Origin of the sequence: Chryseosolibacter histidinae (genome assembly GCF_018598225.1) — a bacterium.
Classification (GTDB): domain Bacteria; phylum Bacteroidota; class Bacteroidia; order Cytophagales; family Cyclobacteriaceae; genus Chryseosolibacter; species Chryseosolibacter histidini.
On record NZ_JAHESF010000007.1, the window covers coordinates 173,532 to 188,104 of the forward strand.

Annotated in this window: 12 protein-coding genes; 7 read left to right on the plus strand and 5 right to left on the minus strand. The window is 46.8% G+C overall.

The window, feature by feature from the left end; genetic code table 11:
- Positions 1–83 precede the first annotated feature (83 nt).
- A complete protein-coding gene (locus tag KK083_RS09405) occupies positions 84–1,115 on the minus strand; it encodes a helix-turn-helix transcriptional regulator (protein WP_254162811.1) in 1,032 nt (343 codons plus the stop codon).
- 394 nt (positions 1,116–1,509) lie between these two features.
- On the opposite strand from KK083_RS09405, the gene KK083_RS09410 reads away from it, so the two are divergent.
- The 4 genes from KK083_RS09410 to KK083_RS09425 all read left to right on the plus strand — a co-directional run bounded on the left by KK083_RS09410 (position 1,510) and on the right by KK083_RS09425 (position 4,476).
- A complete protein-coding gene (locus tag KK083_RS09410) occupies positions 1,510–2,481 on the plus strand; it encodes an aldo/keto reductase (protein ID WP_254162813.1) in 972 nt (323 codons plus the stop codon).
- A gap of 37 nt (positions 2,482–2,518) precedes the next feature.
- Positions 2,519–3,343, plus strand: a complete 825-nt coding sequence (locus tag KK083_RS09415) for a helix-turn-helix domain-containing protein (protein WP_254162815.1) — start codon at positions 2,519–2,521, stop codon at positions 3,341–3,343.
- A gap of 95 nt (positions 3,344–3,438) precedes the next feature.
- On the plus strand, positions 3,439–3,948 hold the full coding sequence (locus KK083_RS09420; RefSeq protein ID WP_254162817.1) for a VOC family protein: 510 nt from the start codon (positions 3,439–3,441) through the stop codon (positions 3,946–3,948).
- A 117-nt stretch (positions 3,949–4,065) separates the two neighbouring features.
- Entirely contained in the window at positions 4,066–4,476 is a 411-nt protein-coding gene (locus tag KK083_RS09425; RefSeq protein WP_254162819.1) for a hypothetical protein, read from the plus strand.
- An 82-nt stretch (positions 4,477–4,558) separates the two neighbouring features.
- On the opposite strand, the gene KK083_RS09430 is transcribed toward KK083_RS09425, so the two are convergent.
- Positions 4,559–4,942: a DUF1801 domain-containing protein gene (locus KK083_RS09430; RefSeq protein ID WP_254162821.1), complete on the minus strand. Its 384-nt coding sequence runs from the start codon at positions 4,940–4,942 to the stop codon at positions 4,559–4,561.
- 195 nt (positions 4,943–5,137) lie between these two features.
- On the opposite strand from KK083_RS09430, the gene KK083_RS09435 reads away from it, so the two are divergent.
- Positions 5,138–6,967 (plus strand): tetratricopeptide repeat-containing sensor histidine kinase, encoded by a 1,830-nt coding sequence (locus KK083_RS09435; protein ID WP_254162823.1) that lies wholly within the window; start codon positions 5,138–5,140, stop codon positions 6,965–6,967.
- Positions 6,968–7,072: 105 nt separating this feature from the next.
- Here KK083_RS09435 and KK083_RS09440 read toward each other — a convergent pair whose 3' ends face one another.
- The 3 genes from KK083_RS09440 to KK083_RS09450 all read right to left on the minus strand — a co-directional run bounded on the left by KK083_RS09440 (position 7,073) and on the right by KK083_RS09450 (position 10,266).
- Positions 7,073–7,447 (minus strand): VOC family protein, encoded by a 375-nt coding sequence (locus KK083_RS09440; RefSeq protein ID WP_254162825.1) that lies wholly within the window; start codon positions 7,445–7,447, stop codon positions 7,073–7,075.
- A 236-nt stretch (positions 7,448–7,683) separates the two neighbouring features.
- Positions 7,684–8,301: a response regulator gene (locus tag KK083_RS09445; protein WP_254162827.1), complete on the minus strand. Its 618-nt coding sequence runs from the start codon at positions 8,299–8,301 to the stop codon at positions 7,684–7,686.
- 3 nt (positions 8,302–8,304) lie between these two features.
- Entirely contained in the window at positions 8,305–10,266 is a 1,962-nt protein-coding gene (locus KK083_RS09450) for a tetratricopeptide repeat-containing sensor histidine kinase (protein WP_254162829.1), read from the minus strand.
- Positions 10,267–10,827: 561 nt separating this feature from the next.
- Here KK083_RS09450 and KK083_RS09455 point away from each other — a divergent pair.
- Entirely contained in the window at positions 10,828–12,270 is a 1,443-nt protein-coding gene (locus KK083_RS09455; protein WP_254162831.1) for a TPM domain-containing protein, read from the plus strand.
- Between the two features lie 173 nt (positions 12,271–12,443).
- Entirely contained in the window at positions 12,444–14,573 is a 2,130-nt protein-coding gene (locus tag KK083_RS09460; RefSeq protein ID WP_254162833.1) for a tetratricopeptide repeat protein, read from the plus strand.

Here is a 14,573-nt window from a genome sequence, read left to right on the forward strand (position 1 = left end):
AGCCGGAATTATAAAAAATACGAGGTACGAAATACGAGGTACGGGGTACGAGCAACGCGATCCGGATTTATCATACCTCATACCTAAATCTCGCCCGCCTTCAGCATGAGGTACTTCTCCGCAGCCTGCTGTAGTTTCTTTTCGATCCGCTCACGCAGTCGTAGGGGTTTCAACACAACAATACTTTCGCCAAACCCCAGGATCTCACGTTCGAGCTCATAGTTGAGCACCACATCGATGGTGATCTCAATACCATCAGCTGATTTGGAGATGACCTGCTGCGTATGGTGAAGTGGCTTGGTGATCACATAAGGGGCATTGCTCCTATCGATGGCAAGATGCACGGTCTGTGGACGGTTGCCATCATTGATGGTAACACCGATCACATCGCGATAATATTCATCGGCATCGAAACCCGGGTTATCAACGTATTTAATATTGCTTAGGGTTCTGAGCTCTTTGATCCTGTCCAGCGCCAGTGTGACCATCGGTTCTTTAGCGCTTTTGCGTCCCAATACAAACCAACGGTTGCGATACTCTTTTAATAAATAAGCGTGAAGGGTAAAAACATTCGGCTTCCTCGCCTTGAACGACTGATAGGTCAATTCAATGACCTGCTTCTTTCTTATTGCCTGGTAAATGAGGTCTATGAACTCGATGCCTTTCAGATGGTCGTTGGTTTCAAGGTGTATGATCGATCTTTCTTTTGCCTGGGCACTATTCACCTTGTCTTCCAGTCCTTGGATCACGCCGGTCATTTCCTGGAAGTGGCTGAATCCTTTGAACTGCCTGAGCACGCCGATGGCCTCCGAGAGCTTATCGAGATCGGCCTCGGTCAGCGGGTTGTTGGTAATGGAGTACGCAGGATCTTCGTAGGTATAATACTTCTTTTCCGTCACAACGATCGGGGCATTGTATCCCAATTTATCGCTCCGCATCAGCTGGATATCCATCTGGATGGTGCGTCTGCTTAATCCTTTATCGATGCCTTCGTATTCGTAAAGGGCATCGGAGCAGGCATCGATCAGATCTTCGAGGGTCCATTTTCTGCCTCTGTTCCTGAGACAGTTGTCAATGGTCCGGAACCGGATCAGGGCATTGCGGTTAACTGGCATCTAACTGGATTAAAGGATTTGCAGGATTTAACTGGATTGAAAAGGCAAAATCGTAAAAATCCTGATTGGAAAGAATGATCTGCGCAAAAAGACTGCGCAATTCTGAGTCGTTTTTGTATTGGCGTACCTGAACAATTGACGAGATGACCACATGGCAAGGGTTTAATAAGGGCTTATGAAAGCAAACGGGCTTCAATGGTCAACACAGTTATTGTTGATCCCAACAAGGGATAATGGAAAGGACGATGATATAATTTCAATTCATTAAGGTACCATGTCAGGATAAAAATATCTCTTCCGGAGAGATGAGCTATCCACGCAAGTAAATTGAGCCACTGAAGAAAGCTGTAACGGGCACAGGCGACGATCTTTGTGTCATTAATCAACAACAGTAATGACAACAATTAAAAAGATTGCCCTGGGCAAAAACGGACCGCTGGTATCCAAACTTGGTTTAGGCTGTATGCGCATGTCGCCGGTTTGGGGTGGACCAAAAAATGACGAGGGCGAAAGTATTGCAACCATCCGGATGGCGTTGGACAGCGGCATCAATTTTTTGAATACCGGTGACTTTTACGGAAGCGGGCATAACGAACTGCTTGTGGGCAATGCGATCAAAGGCAGAAGGGATGATGCCTTTATCAGCGTCAAGTTCGGCGGGATCTTCTATGGTAGCCGGTGGCTTGGGCTGGACCTGCGCCCCATCGCCATTAAGAATTTTATCAATTATTCTTTGGTACGCCTGGGTATCGATACAATCGATCTCTATCAGCCATGCCGGTTGGACAACAGCGTTCCGATAGAAGATGTGATCGGAACCATAGCAGACCTGATCAAAGACGGAAAAGTGCGCTATATCGGCGTCTCTGAAATCACCGCCGATCAGCTACGCAAGGCAAACAGCATCCATCCCATAGCTGCGTTGGAGATAGGTTATTCATTGGCTGATCGCCAGATAGAAAATGATCTTCTTCCCACAGCCAAAGAACTGGGTATCGGGGTGGTGGCATTTGCCAATACAGCCGAAGGATTACTCACCGGGGAAATGAAAGCGCCGCTTGCCGCCGGAAGTTATCAAAATCACTTCTCCCGTTTTCAAGGTGAAAACCTGATCAGAAACCTGCACAAAGTAGAATTATTAAAAGAGATGGCAAAGGCAAAAGCATGCACACCAGCCCAACTGGCAATCGCCTGGGTGAATACGCAGGACGAACACATCATGCCCTTGGTGAGTATGAGCCGCCGGTCCAGACTTCCGGAGAACATCAAGGCCATGGAGATCCAGTTGACTGCTGACGAGATGCATACGCTTAACACGCATTTTTCTCCGGGCGCGATACTTGGAGGTACCTACCTGCAGCGGTAAATTTGGAGCTGTTAAGCGCCTTAGCTCATTTTACAACATGACAAATCCATCTGAAATAATCCCGGGGCTCATCTTTTACGGTTATAATTCGACCACGCGAAAAGAGAAAGTGGGATTCCTGTCGCACCACACCCTTGTATTGCAGGTGTCAGGACATTTTACGCTGGAAACGGCTGAGCAGAAAATTTCAATGAACAAAGGTGAGATGTTATTGATCGGCAAAAATCAACTGGGACAGATCACCAAAACTCCGCAGTCCGATGCGCATTACGAAACGATCGTTATTTCTTTGCAAGAGGATCTGCTCAGAAAAATTGCGCTGGAGGAACATCGGGAGTCACAAGAGAAATACACAGGGCCACCGAATATCCTCATTCCCGCGAATGAGTTTTTGAAAAGTTTCTTTCAGTCCGTACTACCCTACGTTCGCAATCCGGAAGAAGCGTTAACAAAGGAAATCGGTTTGCTGAAAGTGAGAGAAGCGGTGACGTTGCTACTGCATACCATGCCCCGACTCAGTAATTTCCTGTTTGACTTCTCGGAGCCGCACAAGATCGACCTGGAAAAATTCATGCTCAGCCATTTTCATTATAACATCCCTGTTGCTGAATTTGCCGGGCTTACCGGAAGAAGCCTCGCAGCATTCAAACGCGATTTCCAAAAGATATTCGCGATGGCCCCGCGACAGTGGTTGCAGGAAAAGCGACTGATGGAAGCCAAAAATCTGATAGAGAACAGGCATCAGAAACCATCTGCTATTTATCTTGACCTGGGATTTGAAAGCCTTTCGCACTTCTCAAGTTCTTTTAAGAAAAAATTCGGTAAGACACCTTCAGATTGGTCGAGCAGGATAGCTCATTAGTCGCAAACCGCCCTCCTATTTGACGCGAATGCCCCTGAGACGGTGAGCCCGGCTGTTCTAACTTTGTTCAATTATTAACGCAACAGTAAACAAACATGAACAATATCAACAAGACCATCGCCGGCCTCGAACTCGCGCAAATTGGCTGGGTGGTGCCTGACATCCACGCTGCCGTAAAATTTCTTTCAGGCGCCCTGGGCATCGCTGGCTTTCCTGAGCCACAACATGTTCGAGCCCAGGATCTGGACATGACCTATTATGGCGAGGTGGTAGCCGGTGAGTGGCTGACCACGCAGACCTATAACGGAGGTACGTTCATTGAGCTTGTGCAGCCTCTTTCCGGTCAAAGTATGTTCCATGACTATCTCGCCAGGTATCCCGCGGGTGGCACTCAACATCTTGCGTTCCGTTTGCCTGTGAGCGATTTCGAAAGCATCACCGGTGATCTGCGCAAACAAGGCTATGCAATGATCAGTGAAGTAGATCACCCCATTGCACGGATGGCGTTCTTCGACACTTACAAAACGCTGGGTGTGGTTACCGAGATCATGGGTATTACGCCTGAAGGATGGAAGATCATTGAACAAATGCAGAAGGTGGGGTAAGGACGGCGGCGCGCCTGACAGTTTGCATAGTTGTAGTTTAATTTGGTCAACACGTTTGGGAGAAAGTATGAAAATAAAGAACTTGCCTTTCACTCTACGACGTATTGACTTTCGACAATGACGGACAAGGAAAGAAAACTACGGCAAATCATCGCAGACTTTGAAAATCGAAAACTCGATGAACAAAGCGCTATTGATCAGATCAAACAATTAACAGGAGAAACTGTTGATGCAGGGTATCTATCCGGGTATTGGGCATCCGAAAGTTTAGATGAGTTCATCGGTAAACTATTGGTTGAACCAATCCGTGACTGGCAGGAAATTGACGACGACCGCGCAATTACCCTGATAGCAGAAATCATGAACAACGTGACTGATCATGTTGTCATATCAAGAAATTCGCTCGCGCTGGAAAGGCGATATGGAAAACCCAACGGCACTGTAGTGGAAAAGGTGTTTCATGACAACCTACAAGATCCGGTGAAAGTATTACAAGCGCTAAAAAAGGAAACCAGGATTTTCCTGTAACCAACACGCAGTTTTTGAATAAGTAAAGCGCTCGATTGGGTTTTCATTGTTTCTACGTACCACACGCCAATTAGTCGGCCGGCTATTTTTTGAAAGTACCATCCAATCTGATCGCTTCTTTTAAAAGTTTTTTTATCGGCTTTTCATCAATCTCCTCCACTGTGTGGTAGATCTTATAAAAAATCTGCTTGTTAGTTCCACGCGATAGAAAGCCATCGCGGTCATTTAATTTGTGGCCATACCAAAAACCAAAAAGAACTCCTTCTTTGATACCTCCTCTCGGAACCGTTGACGGCCAAATGATACAGATCCCTTTGTTGCCATAAAAAAATGGAACATTGTATGATATCTTCTCTTTGCAATACTCCGGAAGCGCTTCAATAACTATCTGCCGCAACACATCCACCATTACTTTTTCGTCTTCCGGAAGAATAGTATAGAGATCAGCAAGGTTTGTAATTTTCATAATGACGCAAAATTATTAGCCTCAGCTCGCATCATGTATATAACGTTAAAAAATTAGTGAATCGTAAAGATAAGCGTTAATGGCTAAAGCAGCACGAAACTTTAGAAGCCCATCACAGCATCTTGCTAAGTGCAGACTATTCCGCTTTATTTGTAAGTTATGAGATCTTTATTGTTGCTAATTTCCATTATTTGCTTGGGCACTACAACCGCTATAGCCCAGACCGATTCGGCGCGGTATGCCCAGGTGGATACTTTGGTGAACCTTTCGCGGGGTATTGTGAACATCAATATCGACAAGGCCGATAGCCTGGCCCGCGAAGCGCTGAAGCTCGCCGTGGCAGAACACTACCCACAGGGGGAAGCCAATGCCAGCTCGCAGCTGGGCATGATCTACTTTCACCGCGGCAATAATAAAGAAGCCATTAAATATTACCTCGCCGCATTAAAGATCTATGAACGCGATCAGCTCGAAAATACTTTGCAGTACGGACTGGTGATGATCCGGCTTGCGGCCGTCTTTCATGTGGAAAAAGACTGGGAACGAAACAGATACTACCTGAAAAAAACTTTATCGATAGCGCGCACCATCAGCAATGAACGCCTGCTCGGGCTCGCCTATACGGAGCTGGCCGACCGTCACACTGCCCGCCAGGAATACGATAGCTCCTTTCATTACTATCAGGCAGCGCTCGACATCTTCGGCAAAAGCAACGACCGGCTCCGCATCGCCAATATCTACGGCAACATGGGCATCAATTACTTTTACATGGGCAAGTACGCCCAGGCCGTCGAGCAATTTAAAAAAGGCCTTGCCGTGAACAGGCAACAAGGTAAGACCATGCAGTACGGCAACGGTCTGTATAACATCGGTGAATCATATTTTTACATGAACAATTACCCCCTCGCCATCACTTACCTCGACAGCGCCGAAGTTACATTAAGCGTTGCCGGGCAGTGGGGCGCGGTGCCAGACGTGTACCTGATGAAAGCACGCGCTTACAAACAGCTGAAACAAATCGATTCAACAGCGCTTTATTTCGAAAAATTCATCGCATTAAAAGACTCAACCAGTAATCAGACCTACCAGACGGAGCTGGCCTCGCTGCAAACAGCCCTCGACTTGTATAAGCACGAAACAGAGAACAAGCTGCTGAAGCAAGATAACCGCATCGCTACCCTCTACCGAAACCTGGCGGTTGCTGTTGCCATCGCACTGATTGCTTTGCTGGCTTTTGTGCTCACACGCCAGAAACTCAGGATCAATCAATCTATAAAAGCGAAGCTGGAGAGTGAGGTACAGGCCCGCACTGCCGAGATCACGCAGGCCAATACAGAAATACAAAACAAGAACAACGCGCTGGAAGAAAGCAATGCTGTTAAAAGCAAACTTGTGTCGGCCCTGGAAGAAGTTAACCTGAAGCTTCAATTGTCCTTGAACCGTGCGAAGGTAGATCCCCACTTTGTATTCAATACGCTCAATTCCATACAACATATCGTGATGGAGAAGAAACCACACGAAGCGCTGGACCATCTGGCGAAATTGTCGCGACTTATGCGCTATGTGCTGGAGAAGTCGTCGCTGGAAATTGTTGCCCTTACTGAAGAGGTGAAGATGCTGGAACAATATATCCAGCTTGAGCAGTTGCGGCTGGATGATAAATTTCAATACCAGATCATCGCCAACGTGCCAGAGCCTGTTAAAGTGCCGGCCATGCTCATACAGCCCTACGTGGAAAATGCAATCCTTCACGGTCTTTCTCCCGCTGCTGGTGCCGGCTTGCTGCTGAAGCTGCTCGTGGAAAAAGCAGGCGAGATGCTGCGCATCGTCATTGAAGACAATGGTGTGGGACGCACCGCGAAACCAAGGGAAAACCACCAGTCAATGGGCAGCTCGCTGGGCCAAAAACGCCTCGACATTCTTTCTAAGCTCGAGCACAAGCTGTTCTCCGTAGCTATAGAAGACATTGTTCTCAATGGCAAACCCGCCGGCACTAAAGTGATACTGGAGATACCGGCACAATAACTTCAGATCTTCCCGATACCACGAGTAGCCTTTAAATATGGTATAAACAGAAAGTGCCAGCTCAAAAAAGCCAGCACTTCACTCATTTGCTTTTGCTGAACTGCTTTACTTTTTAGGTTCAAACAACTCGATCAGGTTTCCTGAAGAGTCCTGCAGCAGGGCCTGCTTACCACCCTGGCCGGTGATGATGTCGCTTCGAAAGGAAGCGCCTTTGGCCTTGAGGTCTTTCACAAAATTTTCCAAATTGTCGGTTTCAAGCTGAAAACGATTCCATCCTCCCGGTGCGGGAACTGCTCCATCCTTCATCGTCTGCCCTGCACCACCAGCACCTGGCTGGTTCAGATACAACTTCAGATTGTCTTTTGACAGCGCTGCAAAACCCGGCGCTGGGTGCATGTCTACTTTAAAACCAAGCTTGTCCGTATAGAAAGCTATTGCATCCTCTACGTTGTTTACAATATACCGCACGTTAATGCCCATACATTTTTCAATTAGTGATTGTCTTTTGTAAATAGTCACTGAAATCTATACTATAAAAAGCAATGCCGATGGATGTTCCATAACTCCATTTTGGATTGCCTACCCATACCGTCGCATCAACTGTTTTGCGTTGACCGACACTTCAAAGTAACGTACAGATCTGCGTTGAGTTGGATTAAACACGGATAAATCAAACGTTTATGCAATCAAAACGCTGAGGATAAAGTAGAAATTCCTCAAATGAATTGGTGGTGCACAGCCATCCGGATCAGCGTTGCCGTATTGCGCACGTCAAACTTGGCGAGCAGGTTTTTTCGATGGGTATCTACTGTTGTAATGCTGATGAACAGTTTTTCTGCGATCTCAGCGTTGGTGAGGCCGTCAGCGATCAATACCAGCACTTCCTTTTCCCTGCGGGTGATAACCGGTGTTTCAGAGTTCTCCTTCTTTTTTATCGTGACAGCAGCTTCAGTGCTTAAAAATCTGTTGCCCGCCATAACGGACTCAATGGCTTCAATCAATTCTTCGCGTGTGGCATTTTTCAGCACATACCCGGAAGCTCCGTTGTCAACCATCTTTTGTATGTAGCTCTGCTGGTTAAAGGAGCTGAGGCCTATAACATGAATTGCCGGATATTTTACTTTCACTTCTTTGCATAGGTCTATGCCGCTTTTATCCGGAAGGTTGATATCCATGAAGATCACATCGGGTTGCTGTTGCTGAAGGAAGGCCATGCACGAGACCGCATTCATGGCATGCCCCATCCACTCAATATTCTTTTCATGCTGAAGCAGCGAACGAATGCCTTCCACCACCATGTAGTGGTCATCGGTGATGAATACCCTGATAGCCATTTTTTAAACGTTGAATTCAATGTGCACCGAGGTGCCTTTGCCAGGCCCGGAATTTACATCCAGCTTACCTTTTAAAAAATCTACCCGGTGCTGAATGTTGGTCCAGCCGATACCTTTCGATTGTTTCAGAATGCTGGTGTCAAAACCCTTTCCGTCATCTTCAATGGTGGCACTCAGTTGCCCGTTGGTTTTTGTCAACTGCACGATGGCTGTGGCTGCGGCGGCGTGCTTCATGGTGTTGCTGATCAGCTCCTGCACGATCCGGTAGATGGTGATGGCGGTGGTTTGGTCGATCGGTTCATCCGCAATGCCGATGGACTGATAATTAATTTTCAACGCACCGCTTTGGTTAATGTCATGGCAATAGTCCTTCATTGCCGTGTCCAGGCCAAATCGCACCAAAGCCTCCGGCATCATGTTGTGTGCCACCCTGCGCATTTCTTTTATCGAGCTGTCAAGCATGTCCATGCTCCGCTCAAAGGCCTGATGGTTTTCAGGCGTCATAATGAGATTTCCTTTCATGGTATTGAATGAATATTTAATTCCCGAGAGCATGCCGCCCAATCCGTCGTGCAGGTCTTTTGCCAGGCGTGTGCGTTCCTGCTCCTCTCCCTTCAGCACGGCTTCTGTGGCATTCAATTGTCTTTCTGTTTCCAGCTCCGCAATACGCTGGTGTTGGAGTTTTTGCTTTTGTCTGTAGTTGCGATAAAAAAGCAACGATATGATCAGGATGGCCACGGCAATTCCAATCAGAATATAATTGGTTATACTTTTCTGCCGGATGGTGAGCTGCTGCAATTCCTTTTCTGTTCTCAGGTTTTTGATCTCAGCTTCTTTACCCGCAACCTGATACCGCATTTCAAGCGAGGCGATCTGTTTGTTGTTTTCTTCTGAAAGAATACTATCGTGCAGCGCTACAGATCTCCGGAGGTATTCGTTTGAATTTTTATAGTCGCCTTTTTTCTCATACCACAATGCAAAACCATCGTACACCTCCTTTTTCCGTTTTTTCTGGCCGGTCTTTTCAGCCAGCAACAGCGTGGAATCAAGATATGCTTTTGATTCAGCGAGGTTATTCATGGCCATGAAACAATCGACCATCAGACTCATTACCGCCGCGGTCTGATGCAGGTCATCGATCTTTTTACCCAGCTGCAGCGATCTTCTGAGATGCGCGATGGCGTCCGGAAATTTTTTCTGAAGCAATGCCAGGTCGCCCTTCATATAGAAAAAATATTGTGAGTACGCGGTGTTTTGCAGTTTAACAATGAGGGGCGCTGCCTTGTCGAGCACATCCCTGGCCCTGGATAATTTCCCTTTGTTCAGCAGCTCATTCGCATGATTCATCAGGATCCTGCATTTCAAATCATCGTTGGATGACTCTTCTGCTATTGCCAGTGACTTGTTCATGTATTCCAATGACCTCACTGTGTCAGAAAGGTTCGTGTAGATGCTTGACAAATTGCTGTAGAGTGAGCCGAGATAATTCTTGTCGTTGAATTTTTCAAAAGTGGCAATCGCTAAAAAATAATATTCAATAGACCTGGCGTAGTCTCCCATGCGGTTATAGTTATTTGCCAGATCCCAGTGAAGGATAGCCATCTCTCTTTTGGCGGCGTAAGAGCTGTCGTTCCTAAGAAAACTCGTCAGTGAATCAGCATAAGAAAATGATCGCTGAAAATCGGCGCGGTCTCCATAATACATGGTATACATCCGTAATCCTTTCCGGATGCCATAGGGAAAATTGATCCGCCTGCTGATGGAAAGCATCTCGCGGATGTAGGGTTCATGATCGGCTGAATTGAACAGGGTTGCCCTCAGGTATTGATAAATTGATTTTACCCTGACACTATCCTGTGCGGGATGACCATCAATCATTCGCTTGAGGCTGTCAATGGTTTTGTCCGATTGTGCCTGTAGCTGCAAACAAAAAAAGGATGCGCAGATAAGTGCGATGATCTTCATGAGTCAATTAAGATAGACGTTTTACGTCCCATTTACAAAGTAAGGAAAATGATCTGCCTTCGTTTCTCCTCTTTTTCCATGATTTTATCAACATTCTGAAAATATCCTGTTTTCAAGGGATGCTGTGTATATTATATTGAGTGATATTTGTTAGTAAAAACTGATCTTGTATGAAAGATCACCGTGCGAGTGAGCAATGGGGAATCCTTCGCTCGCACCGACCGACGCCCGTATGCCGCTCTCAATTACGCGCTATCAGGAGGCTCCTATGGAGCCGAATATGGAGCCAACGTTGCATTGCTATAGACAGGAAGCTCCATCCGGAGCTGAATGCATTTCGCTCCGTAGGCGCATTCTGTTTATAGAGAACGGATCAATTTTGTCTGCCCGGCTCCATAGGAGCCACCTGAAATCGTAATGTGACAAACCAGTTATGAACATACGTTATTCCATCATCGCTCCCGCCTTCCGCTGGATAAATTCTCAGGATGACCGTCTTCGAGGCAAGGATACCATGGACTGTGGGACAAACCCGATGTTTTGAGTAATCGAAATAAAAATATGAAGTATTTGCCCCTGCTACTATTGTTGTTTGCTGCCGTTCAGCTGACGGCGCAATCAACCGTAACATCCATTCCAAATCAAAAACTGATCAACGGAAGTTATGTCTCCAATCCAGACCATATCCTGGATGAAAGTACCGTGGCGCAGATAGACACACTATTAAAATCGCTGGAAAAGAAGACCTCTGTACAGGTTGCTGTAGTGGCCGTCGAATCTATTGGCGAGGCAGATGTTTTTGAATTCGCACAGGAGCTTTTTACCACCTGGGGCATTGGCAACAACGACAACGGTCTGCTGTTGCTGCTGGTAAAAGACATCCACACCATCCGGTTCCACACGGGTTATGGGGTTGAGGCCATGCTGCCCGATGTGGTCTGTAAACGTATTCAGCGCGATCACATGCTTCCGGAATTCAGGAATGGAAACTATAGCGCAGGAATGCTGGCCGGACTGATACAGGTGGAAAAAATTCTGACCGATCCAGCGTCAGCCGGCGAATTAAAGGCGCCTGAAGTGAAGGAGCTCAGTGACTGGGCGGCCCTTATTACTGTTCTTGTTGTTTTTCTTTTACCCGTATTGCTTGTCACGTACATCATAAAAGCCAGCAAAGGAAGGTTCAGGGACTCAAAAAGACCGGATGAAACACCTTATCCCGAGATGCGGATGAAGCGATGGAGCTGGTTGCTGGAATTTGTTGGCATACCCATCCTGATCGTCACTTTATTTGGACTAAGCACGATAGAGAATCCCACGGGATGGTGTTTTGTTTCGCTTTATCTTTATTTCATAGGAACACGTTTTCACCGGTTGCGGCGCATGAAAAAAGTGATCAACCGGTTCCTGAAAATTCAGGACTATTACGAGATCGTGGAATTTCTGCGAAAGCAACAATGGTATTGGTTCTTCATGGCCGTTTTGTTTCCCATTCCATTCGCCTTCTATTTTTTCTACCACCTTGCCCGTAAACGGATCTATCGCAATCATCCACGCAAGTGCAAGGCATGCCAGGGCAAAATGAACAAGCTGAACGATCTGGCCGAAGACGAATATCTTTCCGAGAGCATGAAGATGGAAGAAACATTACGGTCTGTTGACTACGATGTTTGGCGATGTGAAGCCTGCCAGTCTGTTGAAATGTGGTTTTACCTTAACCGCCATTCCAAATACGATCCCTGCCCGAAGTGCAAAACCATTGCTTATTGCTCTGCCGGCCTAAGGACTATTAGGAGCGCCACCTACTCTTCCAGCGGACAGGGCGAGGAAACTCACGCTTGCAAATTCTGTGGGTACCAGTCGAAATCTACTTACACCATTCCCCAGCTTGAGCGCAGCACACCCAGTAGCAGCAGTGGCAGCTCATTTGGCGGAAGCAGTTCTTCCAGCGGAGGAAGCTGGGGCGGTGGTCGCTCCGGTGGCGGTGGCGCCAGCAGCAGTTGGTGAGAATAATTTTCTCACATTCCTGAAATATCCTGTTTTTACAGGATTGATCCGCGCGCGTTAGCTATGCATTTTTACAATGCCAAGCAACTCAATGCAACTTCAATTCAATCGCTAGAAATGTAAAAGCTATCCGCTTTTTACAAGCAGTTGCTTTGTCCTAAAAAAGCAAGACTATGAAAAAATTTGTAACCCTGGCAGGTTTAGTTTTTCTGTCCACAGCGTTAGTGGCCGCCCAGACCAAACCGAAATCAAAGCCCAAACAAACTGAAGCTGCGCCCACACAGCAAGAAATGGAAGCCCTGATGAAGGAGGCGCAAAAGGAAATGGACAACCTCGATCCGGAAACAAAACACATGATGGACAGCATGGGGTTCAAGATGCCTTCGTTCAAAACGATTCCTCAGGTAACCGATGCGCAACTGAAAGAAGCTTACGAAAATGAAAACAGGATCGTTCCTGTAAAAGATGCAGCCCGGATTGCCAGCATCTCAAAATCTCCGTTGACCAATGCATCGTTGCCTTCTTTTATAGCCACTGCCCACAACAAGGTGGTGACGCAATTAAAACCCGCATCGAAAGCGAAAGGAGAAGAGGTGTATCAATCAGTGAAATCACAATACAATTCTCCTGTAGCCACAGGCAATACGGCAGCAGGTCTCTGGATGTTGGGAAAGGTTGAGCTCGCCCTCTATGTAATGGGCAAAGCCTGTATTGACAATCCAACCAATACAGACAACCTGAATAATTATGCCTCCATGTTGTCGATGAGCGGCGCAGAGCAGCTTTCTCTTCCGCTACTGCATTATGTGAATAAACGTTTCCCCAAAAACAGCACGGTGCTCAACAACATCGGGCAGGCGTGGTTTGGGCTTGGAGACATCGATAAAGCCAACGCCTACCTGGATAGTGTTATCCGGATCTATGCTTATCATCCACAGGCCAACTATACCAAGTCATTTATTGAAGAGAGCAAGGACCATAAAGCTGCGGCCATCGAGGCTGCCAAACGCGGTATCAAAAAATCATACAACCAAAAAAAGGAAGATCGCCTGAACAAGCTCGGTTATAAACTGAAAAGTAATGACCTGAGCTGGGATCAGCCAATGCCCCAGGATGTTTTGGGACTTGAAAAATTCAAGTGGCCCGCGTATCCAAAAAATGTTTCAGAGAGTGAGGTGATGGAAAAAGAGTGGAACGCCTTTAAGGAAATATGTCAGCAGGAGCTCGCCACGCTCAGGCCGCAGCAGAAAAAACTGGAAGACGCAATGGTTGCGGCAAACCAAAAACGAACGACTGAATTACTACAGGCCGGCCAAAAAGGTTTATGGGTGAGTCCATTACCTCCGCTTGCCTTTAAGGCGATGATCAAGTTGCAATACCTTGTAGATGATCAGGACGGGCACCTTTCAGTATCCTATCAAAAGAAAGTAGAAGCCCTTGCAAACGCTAACGCGCAAGCAGGCACGCTCGAAGAAAATCTTTCCAAACAAATGAATGTGCTGGAGAAAAAGTATGAAGATCAGTTTGGAGAAGGAAAGCCCAATCCTTTTAGTGCGGCATGCAATGATGAAAATGGATTAAAAAACGGGTTCCTTAATTCATCTAACACTTTATTGGAGCAAACTTACCGTGACTACCTCAATTTTCTGCGCCGAAAGCTTAATGATGAAACATATTATTATCAATACACACAATGGCCCGAGCAATTTGAGCTGACGAAGCTCAATGCCAAGATCACCTGGCTGAGCTCCATTGCCGGGCAGAAGGTGATGTTCAAGAACAAAAGCACATGGTGCCAGCCCCAGCCTGAACAAAAGCCGAAGCCGTTTAAGCTGGCTGCCTTCGATGATGTGCATTGTGTGTACCACAGCACGTTTACCACGCCGGTGGGAACCATTCAAATGGACTGCAGCAGGTTGACCACAACCCTGGATCTGAAAGTGGTGAAGCTCGGATTGAAACAGGACATGGACAAAGAAACTTTTGGCGATCAGTTCATGACCTGCTCTGTTGAAGCGGGCATGGGCATCAGCGCAGGCATTAATGCGGGGCCTATCAAAGCAGAAGCTTCCATCGGTGCGGGAATAGCGGCGGAGTTTGATCGCAATGGCCTTAGCGATCTTGTTTTAAAAACATCGGCGAGTGTAGGCGGGGGAACGGATATCATTGAGGGCGGAAGTATGGCTGGCGTCGGTGTCAGTGACCTGTCGCTGGATGTGGGTGTAAAGGGTCAGATCAGTCTTATCAGCGGAAAATCTTCCGTGGAGAGTACCGGGCTTTTGGATGGAGTCTTTGTAAAATAA

What these genes read in the sequence shown, in the direction of transcription:
- KK083_RS09425 (WP_254162819.1), top strand. Translation starts at nt 4,066, where the DNA reads ATGACGGACAAGGAAAGAAAACTACGGCAAATCATCGCAGACTTTGAA.
- KK083_RS09415 (WP_254162815.1), top strand. Translation starts at nt 2,519, where the DNA reads ATGACAAATCCATCTGAAATAATCCCGGGGCTCATCTTTTACGGTTAT.
- KK083_RS09450 (WP_254162829.1), bottom strand. Translation starts at nt 10,266, where the DNA reads ATGAAGATCATCGCACTTATCTGCGCATCCTTTTTTTGTTTGCAGCTA.
- KK083_RS09420 (WP_254162817.1), top strand. Translation starts at nt 3,439, where the DNA reads ATGAACAATATCAACAAGACCATCGCCGGCCTCGAACTCGCGCAAATT.
- KK083_RS09460 (WP_254162833.1), top strand. Translation starts at nt 12,444, where the DNA reads ATGAAAAAATTTGTAACCCTGGCAGGTTTAGTTTTTCTGTCCACAGCG.
- KK083_RS09440 (WP_254162825.1), bottom strand. Translation starts at nt 7,447, where the DNA reads ATGGGCATTAACGTGCGGTATATTGTAAACAACGTAGAGGATGCAATA.
- KK083_RS09410 (WP_254162813.1), top strand. Translation starts at nt 1,510, where the DNA reads ATGACAACAATTAAAAAGATTGCCCTGGGCAAAAACGGACCGCTGGTA.
- KK083_RS09445 (WP_254162827.1), bottom strand. Translation starts at nt 8,301, where the DNA reads ATGGCTATCAGGGTATTCATCACCGATGACCACTACATGGTGGTGGAA.
- KK083_RS09405 (WP_254162811.1), bottom strand. Translation starts at nt 1,115, where the DNA reads ATGCCAGTTAACCGCAATGCCCTGATCCGGTTCCGGACCATTGACAAC.
- KK083_RS09430 (WP_254162821.1), bottom strand. Translation starts at nt 4,942, where the DNA reads ATGAAAATTACAAACCTTGCTGATCTCTATACTATTCTTCCGGAAGAC.
- KK083_RS09455 (WP_254162831.1), top strand. Translation starts at nt 10,828, where the DNA reads ATGAAGTATTTGCCCCTGCTACTATTGTTGTTTGCTGCCGTTCAGCTG.